Here is a 14,351-nt window from a genome sequence, read left to right on the forward strand (position 1 = left end):
TGCTCAACAAACCCTTATCGTGAAATCCACTCAGCAACGTCCTGCTTTGCTGAAGTTTTCTAGAGACCTAGGAGTTGTAGACAATGATTATTTCATCGGCATCCGACTATCGCGAAGCCGCTAGACGCAAGTTGCCGCGATTTCTGTTCGACTACATCGACGGCGGTGCCTATGCCGAACACACAATGCGTGCCAATAGCTCTGACCTCGCCAACATCAGCTTGCGCCAACGCATCTTGAGAAATGTTGACAGCCTGAGTCTCAAGACGACGCTCTTTGGAAAGGAACAGAGTCTGCCGATCATTCTCAGCCCCGTTGGGCTGACCGGTATGTACGCCCGTCGTGGTGAAGTCCAAGCGGCCAAGGCTGCGGCCACAAAAGGCATCCCCTTTTGCCTGTCCACAGTGTCGGTCTGCTCGATTGAAGAGGTTGCTTCTCAGAGTTCGCAATCGATCTGGTTTCAACTCTATGTGCTCAAGGATCGCGGATTTATGCGTAATGCCCTGGAGCGTGCTCAAGCTGCTGGCGTTACCACACTGGTGTTCACCGTAGATATGCCGACACCGGGCGCGCGTTACCGGGATGCCCACTCGGGCATGTCTGGGCCATTCGCAGCGTCACGGCGCATCCTGCAAGCCACTACTAGGCCGAGTTGGGCGTTTAATGTCGGCATCCTTGGTCGTCCGCATGATTTGGGCAACATCTCCAAGTACCTGGGTAAAGCCACCACCTTGGAAGATTATGTGGGCTGGTTGGGTAATAACTTCGACCCTTCGATCAGTTGGAAAGACTTGGAATGGATCCGCGAGTTTTGGAAGGGGCCGATGATTATCAAGGGCATTCTTGATCCACAGGACGCCAAGGACGCAGTCAGTTTCGGCGCTGATGGCATCGTGGTCTCCAACCACGGCGGTCGCCAATTGGACGGTGTGCTGTCCACCGCTAAGGCTTTGCCTCCCATTGCCGACGCAGTAGGCGATGACCTGACAGTGTTGGTGGACTCTGGCATTCGTTCCGGGCTGGATGTTGTGCGTATGCTCGCCTTAGGCGCCAAGGCATGCCTGCTGGGACGCTCGACGGTTTACGCTCTGGCCGCCGATGGACAGCACGGGGTAGAGAATATGCTGGATATCTTCTCGCAAGAAATGCGCGTGGCAATGACGCTCACGGGTGTCACCTCGATTGACAAGATCGATCGAACCGCATTGGTTCCAGTTGAGTAATGAAGGTTCGACCATGCGGCAAGCACTGACCGTTAAGATGTTAGATGCGGTACGCAAGGTACCCATTGGCTACGTAGTGTGTGGGGGTGTTGTCTGTACGGTGCCCGCGCTCCTCGCGGCTCGCTTACACAACCCTTTATTCTGTTGGTCAGCGATTGCCGCATTCTGGAGCTATCTGTCGATCCCGAGTGATAAGTCCTCTAAGGGTTGTATCGTCGGATTGGTTTTCGGCATGACCGGCGCCGTGGCGTCAGGCCTAGGTGCTTGGACGATGGAATGGCCGCAACTGGCTATAGCGCTGTCGGCCCTCTTCGCGTTTGCGGGTGCTTACGCCCAAGTTTGCGGCGCGCGCATTAGCATTCCCGCTTTGCTGACAGCGACGGCATTTGCGGTATCCACGGCATTTCCGGCCAAGGACTTTGCCCAGGGACTGGCTTATGCACGTTACTTTCTCTACGGCAGCCTATGGGCCACCGGCTCCGCATTGCTCTTCCAATGGTGTCAGAACGACCAGCCTGACGCTGCAAGGCAGCCACTTTCATGGTCGGCCCTCAGGAAAAATTTCACACCGAAATCTAACCTCTTTCTGCATGGGCTTCGCGTAGCGCTGTCGGGAGCACTGTCAGTTTGGTTGGTTCAAGTGTGGTCGTTGCATTACGGGTACTGGATGACCCTCACGGTGTTTCTGATCATGCAGCCCTACATGTCTTCAACGTTGAAAATGTCGCTGGAACGAGTCGGCGGCACCTTCTTAGGGGGAGCCATTGCTGCCGTTCTGGGTTACGCAATCCATGATCCGGTTTTGTTGGCTGCGCTGATACTGCCGGTCTCTATTGGCACCCTCGCTGGGCGCTCTGTGAGCCACATCAGCTATTTGATGTTCCTCACCCCACATTTCATTCTGGTCGCGCAAATTGGCCAGTCAGGAGGATCGGAGCTCGACTTGGTATTTTTGCGGATGCTCTACAGCACCGGGGGAGCACTGTTAGCGATCATCGCTTCGCTTGTGATTTTTCCTCGCTGGCAAACGGCTGAGCCGTAAAGGAACGTGCAGCAGATGATCTTGCCCTCGATTAGCGGACATCCAGCTAAGCGGCATGGGCAAGCTCAAACTGCTCCGGGCTGAGGTAAGCCTTTTGTTACGACACGTATCTAGCTGTTGGAATGATGGATCCGAAACACTGCAGAGTCACGACGACTCCCGCTGGGGCCAGATCTTTGGAGGCGGCCTGAGTCAGCACCCGTACCGCCATTTTTGAGGCGGTGTGAATATCTATCAGCGTCGGGTTTTCATGCCCAGCACTGGACGATACGTTGATGATTGTTCCCTTTTGGCAACGCTGGCGAAACTTATCCGCCGCCGCTTGAATTCCCCAATGTGTGCTTTGAACACTGTGATTGATCAACCGTGCAACGTCGTCATAGCTGATATCCGCGTTGAGGCACTGTTTCTCAAAGCCGGGGTTATTGACCATGATGTCTAAGCGGCCAAACGTTTTTTCCGCATGATCAACGGCCTCAAAAAACTGTGCCTGTGTCGTCAGATCGCTCAGGAAAACTGAAACGCGACGCCCCACTTTCGTGATTTCCTCGGCTGTAGCGCGCAGTAACGTTGCGTCACTATCGACCAGCACAATATCAGCGCCCTCCTTGGCAAGGCGAATGGCGATTCCCCTCCCGATGCTCTGTCCAGCCCCCGTGACAAGCGCAGTTTTTCTAAGGCTACTCATATGAAATCACTAATGCTCTTTGATAATTAACTGAAAAGGTCGTGGTACCGGTACCTGCCGCACCTGTGATCAAGCTGTAACGTGCCGTCTCTTTTGCTGTTGCGTTACCGGCGTCCATCGCACACCGGGGATTCGCCGACGCGGCCTTGCTTGCACAAGTCCATATTGTCCCTGCGCTTGAACCCCGAATCCTTCATGCAGTAGAAGCGCGTCAGCACCACATCAATGGGCGATTTGTCGCCAACGCCATCAAGATTGGTATACCCGCACGCACGCATGGCGTTGTCGACATCCGATTGGGTTAGCCCCTTTTTGTACCACTGTGTGTAGTTCCCGGGCGGCGGTTGAAAGCCTCTGCCCGTGCAGCCAACCAGTAACACAGCACAAAAACTCAGCAGCAGACTCCTTGTACACATGGCGAAAATCCTTAGGGTTTGACTCGAATTGAGTGTGATGTGCCTACAGCGTAAAGGGAACTTTCGTTCTGCAAATGGTTCAATACGGTCCATCTTCTAGACTATTCAGGGATCGAATGAAAATATCTTTGGCGTTTCCGTTAGCCACCACCCTCGCTCTCGCCCTTGTCATGACCGGTTGCAGTAGCCGTAAGGCGGGTGATGTCACTTCAGCGCCAGTGGTGCCACTGGTCATGAATGACCATCAAGCCAGCGTGACCTTCCGTACCATCGGCGGTGAGGGTGATCACCCTGTTAGTTACATGTACGGGTACTCCGATGGGCGATTAGATGACGCGGGTGATCGTATTTATGACACGGCTTACTTCAAACGCATACCGGCCTATCTGAAGAGAATCGCCGGTGGCACAGACAGCATTAGTAAGCTGGTTGATGCAGACAAAGTGGTGCACGTGGAGGGGACGGTTAAGGCCAAACAGTTCACCTTTAACGGTATTCCAATGCCGACACCGTTCGACAAGGCACAGCCTGTTGCGCAGCAGTTCACACCTCAAGCTAAGAAGAATTACGTGGTTGAAACCGTAATTGCCGACACGTGGGTCATGAACGTGTATGAAGTCTCCGCAACGGGTGAACGCAAAACTGTTGGCACTCCCGATAAAAAAGCTGCCGCAAACTGATCACGTCGTGATGTGAACAGCCCCCCCAAGCCCGCTTAATTGCGGGCTTTTGGTTTTCAGGGCCGTACGGTCTTTGTGGGGCCGATTGCCTTGTGATCGTTTGATCGTGCCCCGGCCACTCAATGCCTATTGCTGTTGGCGCCCGAAAAGAACAAACACCACCACTGCCAGCAAGGCGATTACGACGGCTGACGTGGTGAGCAATACCGAATGGGTGCTCGAAAACGCCAGCTTGGCCGCTTCAATCAAGGCGTTGCCCTGCGTAGCAGGCAATTCACCGGCCACCACGTAACTGTCGCCGATGGACCTGGCAGCCCGCTCGGCAAGCGGTGGCGCCAGTCCACTGGGCAGTTCAAGGGTGCTTGCAAACACTTTGGACATGAACACCCCAAAGAGGGTGATGCCAAGGCCGGTGCCCAGTTCGTAAGCCGTCGCTTCTAGCGAGCCAGCCGCGCCGCCTTTGCTGGCGTCCACCGAGCCCATGATGGCAATCGACGAAGCGGTAAGGCCGATACTCAGCGCCAGCCCCAATACCGCCAGCATGGCCGGCACCGCCATGCCGCCAGCATTGAAATCGGCAAAGGCCAGAAAACCCAACGCCCCGGCTGATGTGGCCAGTGACAAGCTGGCGACCCCGCGCAGGCCAAAACGGTTGGACAGATAACCGGCGACCGGGCCGCCCAGCGCGGCGGCGGCCATGATCGGAATCAGGAAGATCCCCGCCTGTAGCGGCGTCTTGTCCAGTACGTACTGCAACTCCATCGCTAGGGTCAACTCCACACCGGCCAGCGCGCCGATGGTCACCAGCGCCATGATCATGCCGCCCAGCAGCGCCGGGTGGGCGAACAGCGAGAGGTCTAGCATCGGCGTGGCGGAGCGCAGTTGCTGGCGAGCGAACAGCACCAGTAGTGCAAGCCCAACTGCCAGCACCAGCATGGCGAACAGCAACGATTGTGTGGCGCCGATACTGGCTTTGATGCCGTACACCACGCCGATGATCCCCGCGATGAGCACCAGCGCCTGGCCTACGGCCCACTTGCCGGGTGTGGTCTGCTCGACACGCGGCAACAGCACAAACACCACCGGGATGACCACCGCCATGATCGGGACGTTGATCAAAAACACCGACCCCCACCAGAAATGCTCAAGCAGCGCACCACCGATCAGTGGGCCGACCGCGGCGCCAGCAGCACCTACCGTGCCCCACAGGCCGAGGGCCAATGCACGCTCTTTTTCGTCCTCAAAGGTGCGACGAATAATGCCCAGCACACAGGGCATGATCATCGCGCCGCCCAGCGCTAGTAGTACCCGGGCACCGATCAGCATGGCGGGCGTCGGGGCGAACGCCGCGAGCAATGAGGCCACCCAAAACACACTCAGGCCGTAAAGCAGGATGCGTCGATGACCAACTCGGTCGGCGAGGGTGCCCATGGGCACCAGCAAGCCAGCCATTAGCAGCGGGTAGATATCGATGATCCACAAAACCTGCGCCCCAGAGGCGCCTAACGCCAGCGTCAGCGACGGCACTGCAATATGCAGGATGGTCATATCAATCACGATCGGCACAAAGGCCAGCATTACGGCGATCAGAATCAACCAGCGTTTGGAGGCAGCAGTGGGCATGACTAAGGTTCTCGATGATCAGTTAGCGGGATAACGCCAGTAACCCTGTTCGCCGCCAGCGGCAGGGTATTACGCTCGTGCAGGCCGCCGCCCAGCGCTTTGTATAATGCCACGCTGTTGATGATCTCATCGCGCCGCAGTTCCAGTTCTGCCTGCTGCGCCGTATAAAGCTGGCGCTGGGCGTCCAGCAGTTCCAGTCGGCCATCGAGCCCGGCTTGGTAGCGCAGTGCAGACAGCGTCACCCGGCGTTGTGCGCTGGCCACTGCCCGTGACTGGGCCTGGAGTTGCTTGTCGAGTGTGGCCGTACCCGCCAGCGCATCAGCCACCTCGCGAAACGCAATCTGAATGGTGCGCTCGTACTGGGCCACGGCTTCTGATTTACGCACCTTGGCCAGGCGCAGCTCGGCACGCAGTCGCCCGCCCTGGAACAGCGGTTGCGAGAGTTGCGGTGCGAAACGCCAGACCTGACGTGCAGGATCGAACAAGTTGCCTAGCGAAGAGCTGGCATACCCGAATGACGCGGTGAGTGATATCTGTGGAAAGAACGCCGCGCGTGCTGCCCCGATATCGGCATTTGCCGCCGTGAGCGCCAGTTCGGCCTGACGCAAATCAGGGCGTGTTAGCAACAGATCGGACCCCAGCCCACTGGGCAGAGGGGCTATCAGCGGCGGTTGCTGCAAGGCTAGGCGCGGCGGCAAATCGTTGGACAGTGTGTCGCCAACCAGCAACTGCAGTGCGTTGTTTGCCTGAATCAGTGCGCGTTGACGGGCCTGTATATCGGCTTCTGCAGTGGCCACCTGGCTCTCGGCTTGAGCCACGTCTAGGCCGTTGTTCTGTTTGGCCTTTTGCAACAGGCGAGCCAGGTTCAATGATTGCTGCCAGTCCGTCAGGGTGTGCTCGGCCAACTGACGTTGCTCCTGCGCCAGTTGCTGGGCGTAGTAGGCTTCGGCCACGGCGCCAATGAGGGTGATCTGTGCGGCGTCGCGCCCTTGCTCGCTGGCCAGATAGCGGGCCAGCGCCGCCTCGGACAACGCCTTGACTCGGCCGAACAGGTCCAGCTCGAAGGCGCTGACGCCGATGCTGACGCCCGTCTGTTGCTGGGTTTGGCGGCGAGCATCAGCGCTCTCGTTAGCGGCCAGTACCCGCTCGCGGGAGTGGTTGGTATCCAGCGAGAACGACGGCAGCCGTGCGGCCTGTTGAATACCTGACATGGCCTGCGCCGCCTGCACATTCAGCGTTGCCAAGCGCAAGTCGCGATTGTTCAGCAAGGCGAGCGCAATCAAGTGCTGCAACTGTGGATCGGCGAACATCGTCCGCCAACCGCGCTCGCTCGCCGGCTCAGTGGCCTCGCCAACCGCCACTGTAGGGGCCAGGCTCGGGAAGCTGGCCGGTACCGGTAAATCAGGGCGGTGCAGCGTCGGAGTCAGGGAGCAGGCCGACAAACTGCACACCAGGGATAACAGAACGAATACACGCATTTTCATTGCTCCCTAGACATAGGCTGATCGACGCCACCGGGCTTACCGCGCCAACGTTCAATTTTCTTTTGCGCACCCATCACGAAGACGAAGAACGCCGGTACGAAGAAAATCGCCAGCAAGGTGCCGCTGATCATCCCGCCAAATACCCCGGTACCGATGGCGTGTTGGGTTTCGGCGCTGGCGCCGGAGGCGACCATCAGTGGCACCACCCCAAGCGTGAAGGCCAATGAGGTCATCAGGATAGGCCGCAAGCGCAAGCGCGATGCAGTCACGGCAGAATCAACCAGCGTGCGGCCTTCGGCGTGCAATTGCCGGGCGAACTCGACGATCAAGATCGCGTTCTTCGCTGACAGGCCGATGATGGTGATCAGGCCTACCTTAAAGAACACATCATTAGGCAAGCCTCTCAGAATCACAGCGGCCACGGCCCCGAGTAGACCCAGTGGCACTACCAGCATCACCGACAGCGGGATTGACCAGCTCTCGTACAAGGCGGCCAGCACCAGAAAAACCACCAGGGCGGACAGCATCATCAACATCGGCGCTTGCTTGGCCGATTGGCGCTCCTGCAACGACTGCCCGGTCCAGGCGACGGCGAACCCCGGCGGTAATTGCGCCACCAGATTTTCCATCTCGGTCATGGCCGTACCGCTGGATACGCCTGGCGCCGCCCCCCCGGAGATACGCACGGCAGCAAAGCCTTGGAAGCGCATCATCTGCTGCGGTGATTCGCTCCATACCGGGGTGACCACTTCGCGCAGCGGTACCATGCCGCCAGTGGCGTTGCGCACACGCAGGTTCAGGACGTCGTCCAGTTGCATGCGCGCGGCTGCATCAGCTTGCAGAATGACCTGTTGCATGCGCCCGCCATTTGGAAAGTCGTTGACGTACAGTGAGCCCATCGCCGCGGACAGCGTGCTGTTCACCGCCGAGAACGACAGGCCCATTGTTTCGGCCTTCTGCCGATCAATGTTCAGGCGGATACTCTCGCCCGGTGGCAGGCCATCGGGGTAAACGTCGCTGACGATCTTGCTGCGCGCGGCCAATGTCAGCAACTGCGCCTGGGCCTTGAGCAGCTCGGCCTGGCCCCGGTTGCCCCGGTCTTGAAGGAACAGCGTGAACCCCGATGAGGTGCCCAGCTCGTCGATAGCAGGCGGCATCAGGCTCATTACCGTGCCTTCAACGCTGTCAGCCATGGCGTGCTGTGCCAACTCGGCTTCCTCGGCCGCCGTGGCGCCGTCACGCTGGCCCCAGTCTTTAAGCATGGTAAAGGCCATTGCCGCATTGGTGCCTGATCCAGAAAAGCTAAACCCCTGAACCACCAAGTTCGCATCCAATGCGGGGCGTGACGCGACGTGGGCCTCGAAGCGTTTGACTACATCGAGCGTGCGCTCACTGGTTGCACCGTTGGGCAATTGGATGGAGGTCATGAAATAACCCTGATCCTCTTCGGGCAGAAACGATGACGGCAGTTCCCGTGCAACCAAGACCAAAACACCGCACAACAAGGCGAAGACCACCATCATCCTTGCGCTGCGCGCGACCGTTCGGGCAACGCGCCCGGTATAACGGTCCGTCAGGCGCTCGAAAGCGCGATTGAAGGCGCCAAAGAACCCGCGCTTTTGATGATGGTCGGCGCTCACCGGGCGCAACAGCGTCGCGCACAGGGCCGGTGTGAGGGTCAGCGCTAAGAAGGCAGAAAACAGAATCGACACGGCCATCGACACGGTGAACTGCTGGTAAATCACCCCCACCGAGCCGCTGCCGAACGCCATGGGAATGAACACCGCGGTGAGCACCAAGGTGATGCCGATCACCGCGCCGGTGATTTCCTTCATAGCCCGCGAAGTCGCCTCGCGCGGCGAAAGCCCGTGGGTTGCCATCAGCCGCTCGACGTTCTCTACGACCACGATGGCATCGTCGACGATGATGCCGATGGCCAGCACCATGCCAAACATGGTCAGTGAATTGATCGAAAATCCGGCGAGCAGCATCACCGCAAACGTACCCAGCAGCGCGATAGGCGCGACAATCGCCGGGATCAGGGTGTAGCGCATGTTCTGCAAAAACAGGTACATCACTAGAAACACCAGCACCATCGCTTCTAGCAGGCTGAAAACGACTTTTTCGATGGACACTTTGACGAACGGCGCCGTATCGAACGGTACCGAATACGTCATGCCCGAGGGCATGCTCAATGCCAGTTCGGCCAGTCGCTCGCGCACCGCTTGGGCCGTTCGCACCGCATTACCACCGGGTGATAACTGAATGGCAGCGCTGGTCGCTGTCACGCCGTTTTCGCGGTTGGAAAAACCGTAGGACTGCGCGCCCAACTCGACGCGCGCGACATCGCCGATCACCACTCGAGCACCGTCAGCGGAGGCCCGCAGCACGATGGCCGCAAACTGCTCAGGTGTCTCTAACTGCCCTTCGACGGTCAGCGGGAGGGTCAAGCGTTGACCGGGCAAGGCCGGTTCATCGCCAACCCGGCCCGGTGCGATCTGCGCATTCTGTTGTTCGATGGCCTGGGCCAAATCGGTCATGGTCAGGCCATAAGCGATCAGCTTGTTGGGATCGACCCAGACACGTAGCGCCTGCTCGGCACCGAACAACTGAACCCGCCCCACACCTTCGATGCGGCGCAATTCCTGGACGATGTTACGGGCCAGATAGTCGTTCAGGGCCACTTCGTTGAACTGTCCACCGGGCGACGTTATGCCGACCATCATCAAAAAGCCCGAGGCGGCAGACTCTATCTGCAAGCCGTTTTGTCGCACGGCTTGGGGCAAGCGAGGCTCTACCGCCTTGATGCGGTTTTGCACATCCACCTGAGCCAGTTCAGGGTCGGTCCCCGGTTTGAATGTCGCGGTGATCTGCGCGGTACCTGAGGTGTCGACCGACGACTCGAAATACAGCAAGTGCTTGACGCCTGACAGCTCGCGCTCGATCAGGCTGACCACCGAATCGTTGAGCGTTTTGGGCGTAGCGCCCGGGTAGCTGGCGTAGAGCGTCACCGATGGCGGCGCCACTGACGGGTAGCGAGCAATGGGTAATTGTGTAATGGCAATCACGCCAAACAACACGATGAACAGCGCGATCACCCAGGCGAACACTGGGCGATGGATGAAAAACTCCGGCATTATTTTTGCTCCTGCGAGCGCTGGGCTGGAGGCAGCCAGACACTGGCGCTGACGGGCGCGCCCTCGACCAAGCGCTCAGTCCCTTCGATCACCACGCGCTGACCTGTGTTGAGTCCGCTGCTAATGCGGTAATGGCGATTGGCAAGCTCGCCCACCTCAACCGGCACGCGATGGGCTTGCTCATGCTCGTTTACCACCCACACGCTGGCCTGCCCGTTGCGGCGCAACACGGCCTCCTGAGGCACGCTCAGGGCCGCGGCGTGATGAGCTCTAGGCACTTTCGCGAGGACGTACATGCCGGGCAGGAGTTGGTGGGTGGGATTGTCGACTTGAATGCGCAACAGCACGTTGCCGGTCCCAGGATCGACACTGATCCCGGAAAACAAAATTTTCGCGTTCAGCCCATAGGCCTTGCCGTTACTGTCGAGTACCTGCGCGGTAACGCCGCCTGTCGTCAGCTGTTCGCCCAGCTCATCGCGCCAGCGTTCAAGGCTGGTCGCTGACTGGCGTACATCGATATACACCTTGTCGATCTGCTGGACGGTGGCCATGGGTGAACTGTCGGTGGTTGCAACGAGCGCACCTTCCGAGGTCACGGCCTGGTCGACACGCCCGGCAATTGGCGCCTTGACTGTGGCGAACGTCAGGTCGAGCTGTTTGCGGGCCAATACCGCCTGCGCCTGTGCTACATCGGCCGCGGCCTGATCGCGTTGGGACACGGCATCATCGTAAAGTTGCTGGCTGACAGCTTCAGCCTGCACCAACGGTTCCAGGCGTACGGCTTGAAGGCGCGCCCTTGCCAGCACTGCTTGGGCGCGTTGCAAGGCCGCGGCAGAGGTTTGCACCTCGGCCTTGAAGGGCGCAGGGTCGATCTGGAATAACGCGGCACCGGCCTTGATATCGGCGCCTTGCTCGAACAACCGTTGCTGCACGATGCCGCCGACCTGTGCACGGATCTCTGCCGTTCGGAACGCCGCGACACGTCCGGGCAAGTCTTCGCTAATGTTCAGTGCTGCCGGTTCCAGCGTGAGTACCGACACCTTGGCCGCAACTGTTGTCTCTTGATCCTGCTCTGCAGAGTCGCAACCGCCCAGCATCAGAGCGCACAGACAAAGCCCCGCGACATACTGTGTTTTTCGACTACTCATAACTCGCCGCCTTCGCCAGATGAATCGCTGCTGCTCGCTTGGGCGGGCAGCATTAAAACGCGAGTTTCTGCGCAAACAGTCGGGATTTGTTCGAGCTATTGTGGAGATAATGTGGAGGCCGAAATAAAAGGTGGATTTTATGACGTTGCGCCCCACACCCGAGTACCCGATCAGCAAGACTGCCCCGTCTGGTCTGAATAGCGCCTTAATCTTGATCGCCGAGGATGAGTGCGAAATCGCAGAAATTCTTATGGCTTATCTACAGCGAGGTGGGTTGCGCACTGTCCATGCTCGCGACGGTCGCGAGGCCCTTGCCCTGCATTCGGCCCTCAAGCCGGACTTGGTTCTGCTCGACGTGCTGATGCCGTACATAGACGGTTGGCAAGTCCTCAGTGAAATTCGTCACCGGGGCGAAACACCGGTGATCATGCTTACCGCGTTCGATCAGGACATCGACAAACTGATGGGGCTGCGCATTGGCGCCGACGACTATGTGGTCAAGCCTTTTAACCCCGCAGAAGTGGTCGCCCGGGTCGCGGCAGTGCTAAGGCGCACCAAGGCCGATGGTGCCGCTGACAGCAGGCTGTTGCGTGTGGGGCTGTTTCAGATCGACCTGGATCAACACGAGGCTACTGTCACCTGTCGTGATCAGCCGCATACGCTTGACCTAACACTCACTGAATTCAAGATACTGGCCACCCTGATGCGCTCACCCAAGCGCGTGTTCAGTCGTGGCGAGCTGCTGGTTGGCTGTCTTCCTGAAGGCGACACTCAGGAGCGCACGGTGGACAGTCACATCAGCAAACTGCGCAGAAAGCTGGAAGGTCTGGGCATCCACGGTACGCCGGTCAGCGTGCGTGGCGTGGGGTATCGCTTTGGGGACGGCGTATGAGCCGCAGGGCAAGCCTGCTCAGGCAGATCGCATTGTCGTTGAGCCTGATGGTTTTGGGCGTCATTCTGCTCTCGGTGGTGGGCACCTATGTGTTCTACGCGGTGGCGTCCACCTATTCGCCCGGCAGTATCTCGCAAACGTGGATGCCGTCCAGGGCAGAGTTGGTTTGGATGATCGGCACCATCATTGTGGCGTTGTGCGTGGCCGGTTATGTGGCGATCAGGCTTTCACGGCGTATCCTCACGCCGCTGAACTCGGTCGCCCACAGCCTACGAGAAATGGCCCAAGGTAATTTGCACGCCCGTGCCAGCCCTGATGACTACTCGCTTGGCGAGACTGGCCAGTTGGTCAGGGACTTCAATGCCATGGCTGAACGCTTGCAGAGCATGACCCACGAGCAGCAGTTCTGGAACGCTGCGGTGGCTCATGAATTGCGCACACCGGTCACGATCCTGCGCGGTCGTCTGCAAGGTCTGGCCGAGGGCGTATTCGTGCCCAGTACCGAGATGTTCGATGGTCTGTTGCGCCAGGTAGAAGGGCTCAGCCGACTGATCGAAGACCTGCGTGTGGTTAGTCTCAATGACAGCGGGCACCTGCAACTGGACTTGGCGCCGACACGGATTGCTGAAGACGTGTCTTCCACCGTTCAGGCATTCACGAGCCACTTGCAAGCCCGTGGTTTCAGCTTGCAGGTTGAACTTGAAGCGCAAGACGTTGCGGTCTGCGATGCCTTTCGTCTGCGCCAAGCGCTGAGTGTTTTACTGGAGAATGCCCTGAATCATGCCGATCCTGGGGTTTTAAAAATCAGTGCTCGCGTGAAGGACGGTCTTTTCACGGTGAGTGTTGAAGACGAGGGACCCGGTATTTCAGCTGATATTGCGCCTAGTGTGTTTGAGGCGTTTCGCCGTGGTGACCCGTCAAGGTCCAGGAGCAGTGGCGGCAGCGGCCTTGGCTTGGCAGTGGTCAAGGCCATTGCTGAGGCGCACGGCGGTCATGCCGTTTGTCAGCCCTCGGGTGCAGGTACTTGTTTCACACTGCAATGGCCTGTTCAGCGCGAGTTCTCAGTGCAGCCTTAGGGGGTTGTCATCTTGGAGGCCGCCTCATGACTGTGCGTAAGATGCGGCCATGCCCAGCGCCAAGCTCCTCCTAGAAGTCGCTTAACGCCGAGCAATATCTGAAAAGTAAAACTTGTCTAACGTATGCCGCGATTCGGTGTACTCAAACTGCCTGCCATCCTGCAAAAACGTCTGGTTGCTCACCACAATCACATGGCTTTGCCCATCCAGATCGAGGTGCAGTTGATCGTCCTTGCTGCGCGGCACCGCTTCGATGGTGCGCTGCGCGTAGCTGATCTGCAGGTTCAGGGTTTGTTCGATATGCGCGTAAATCGAGTGCTGGGCAATCTCTTGATCCAGGCCCGGAATCAGCTCGCTGACGAAACAGTTGATGTCTAAAATCACCCGCTTTCCGTCAATTCGCCGTACCCGTTTGATGCGGGTAATCAGGCTGCCTGCTTCGGCGTCGATCTTTTCGCACAGCGCGCCTTCCAGCGCAAAGTGAGTGAACTCGACCACGTCAGTGCTCACGTCATTGCCCAAACTTGGGTAGGTTTCCTGAAAACTGACGATGCCGCCCAATTGAAACTCAATCGGGCTGGATGACAACACAAAGGTGCCTTTGCCATGGACTTTCTGCGCAAAGCCACGTTCCTGAAGCTGCTCAATCGCCTTGCGCACCGTACCGCGACTGGCTTGGTAGCGAGTCATTAACTCGGTTTCAGACGGCAAGCGAGCCCCGCGCGCCAGACGCTCAGTGGTGATGCTCGCAAGCAGATCGGTGTAGATCTGGCTGTATTTACTCATGACGATGGGTCTTTGCCGTTGGGTGTTCTGGGCCCGAACCTTAAGGGCAGGGGGTAGGCAGCGCAAGTCTTGCTGCAAAGACGGCATGTTAGGAGTTTTCAGACACGCTTTCTGGATGCAACTGATTGCTGTAATCGCCGACTTCTGCACAGTTAA

12 protein-coding genes are annotated in these 14,351 nt (G+C 58.4%); 5 read left to right on the forward strand and 7 right to left on the reverse strand.

Annotated features, from left to right (window positions below; genetic code table 11):
* The first annotated feature begins 83 nt into the window (after positions 1–83).
* Together lldD and B347_RS0101230 are read left to right on the forward strand one after the other, a co-directional pair.
* Positions 84–1,223, forward strand: a complete 1,140-nt coding sequence (gene lldD, locus B347_RS0101225; RefSeq protein WP_019407904.1) for an FMN-dependent L-lactate dehydrogenase LldD — start codon at positions 84–86, stop codon at positions 1,221–1,223.
* A gap of 13 nt (positions 1,224–1,236) precedes the next feature.
* Positions 1,237–2,265, forward strand: coding sequence for an FUSC family protein (locus B347_RS0101230; RefSeq protein WP_019407905.1), 1,029 nt, complete (start codon positions 1,237–1,239; stop codon positions 2,263–2,265).
* 97 nt (positions 2,266–2,362) lie between these two features.
* Here B347_RS0101230 and B347_RS24545 read toward each other — a convergent pair whose 3' ends face one another.
* Together B347_RS24545 and B347_RS0101240 are read right to left on the reverse strand one after the other, a co-directional pair.
* Positions 2,363–2,953 carry an SDR family NAD(P)-dependent oxidoreductase gene (locus B347_RS24545; protein ID WP_019407906.1) on the reverse strand — a complete coding sequence of 197 codons (591 nt, stop codon included), beginning with the start codon at positions 2,951–2,953 and terminating at the stop codon, positions 2,363–2,365.
* A 104-nt stretch (positions 2,954–3,057) separates the two neighbouring features.
* Positions 3,058–3,369 carry a hypothetical protein gene (locus B347_RS0101240; RefSeq protein WP_019407907.1) on the reverse strand — a complete coding sequence of 104 codons (312 nt, stop codon included), beginning with the start codon at positions 3,367–3,369 and terminating at the stop codon, positions 3,058–3,060.
* A gap of 116 nt (positions 3,370–3,485) precedes the next feature.
* Here B347_RS0101240 and B347_RS0101245 point away from each other — a divergent pair, with 116 nt between their 5' ends.
* Positions 3,486–4,049, forward strand: a complete 564-nt coding sequence (locus tag B347_RS0101245) for a hypothetical protein (RefSeq protein ID WP_026013921.1) — start codon at positions 3,486–3,488, stop codon at positions 4,047–4,049.
* A 126-nt stretch (positions 4,050–4,175) separates the two neighbouring features.
* Here B347_RS0101245 and B347_RS0101250 read toward each other — a convergent pair whose 3' ends face one another.
* Genes B347_RS0101250 through B347_RS0101265 form a run of 4 tightly spaced genes read right to left on the reverse strand, consistent with a single transcriptional unit; the run spans position 4,176 to position 11,441 of the window.
* On the reverse strand, positions 4,176–5,672 hold the full coding sequence (locus B347_RS0101250) for an MFS transporter (RefSeq protein ID WP_019407909.1): 1,497 nt from the start codon (positions 5,670–5,672) through the stop codon (positions 4,176–4,178).
* A gap of 2 nt (positions 5,673–5,674) precedes the next feature.
* Positions 5,675–7,150 carry an efflux transporter outer membrane subunit gene (locus B347_RS0101255; protein ID WP_202800809.1) on the reverse strand — a complete coding sequence of 492 codons (1,476 nt, stop codon included), beginning with the start codon at positions 7,148–7,150 and terminating at the stop codon, positions 5,675–5,677.
* Positions 7,151–7,152: 2 nt separating this feature from the next.
* Positions 7,153–10,293 (reverse strand): multidrug efflux RND transporter permease subunit, encoded by a 3,141-nt coding sequence (locus B347_RS0101260; RefSeq protein WP_019407911.1) that lies wholly within the window; start codon positions 10,291–10,293, stop codon positions 7,153–7,155.
* Positions 10,293–11,441 (reverse strand): efflux RND transporter periplasmic adaptor subunit, encoded by a 1,149-nt coding sequence (locus B347_RS0101265; protein WP_026013922.1) that lies wholly within the window; start codon positions 11,439–11,441, stop codon positions 10,293–10,295. The genes B347_RS0101260 and B347_RS0101265 overlap by 1 nt, the downstream gene beginning before the upstream one ends.
* 139 nt (positions 11,442–11,580) lie before the next feature.
* Here B347_RS0101265 and B347_RS0101270 point away from each other — a divergent pair, with 139 nt between their 5' ends.
* Entirely contained in the window at positions 11,581–12,333 is a 753-nt protein-coding gene (locus B347_RS0101270) for a response regulator (protein ID WP_019407913.1), read from the forward strand.
* Positions 12,330–13,409, forward strand: a complete 1,080-nt coding sequence (locus B347_RS0101275; RefSeq protein WP_019407914.1) for an ATP-binding protein — start codon at positions 12,330–12,332, stop codon at positions 13,407–13,409. The genes B347_RS0101270 and B347_RS0101275 overlap by 4 nt, the downstream gene beginning before the upstream one ends.
* 81 nt (positions 13,410–13,490) lie before the next feature.
* Here the strand turns inward: B347_RS0101275 and treR are convergent, their stop codons facing one another.
* The gene (gene treR, locus B347_RS0101280; protein WP_019407915.1) at positions 13,491–14,195 is read right to left on the reverse strand and encodes a trehalose operon repressor; all 705 of its coding nucleotides are present in this window, start codon (positions 14,193–14,195) and stop codon (positions 13,491–13,493) included.
* Positions 14,196–14,351 lie beyond the last annotated feature (156 nt).

Origin of the sequence: Pseudomonas psychrophila HA-4 (genome assembly GCF_000282975.1) — a bacterium.
Lineage (GTDB): Bacteria > Pseudomonadota > Gammaproteobacteria > Pseudomonadales > Pseudomonadaceae > Aquipseudomonas > Aquipseudomonas psychrophila_A.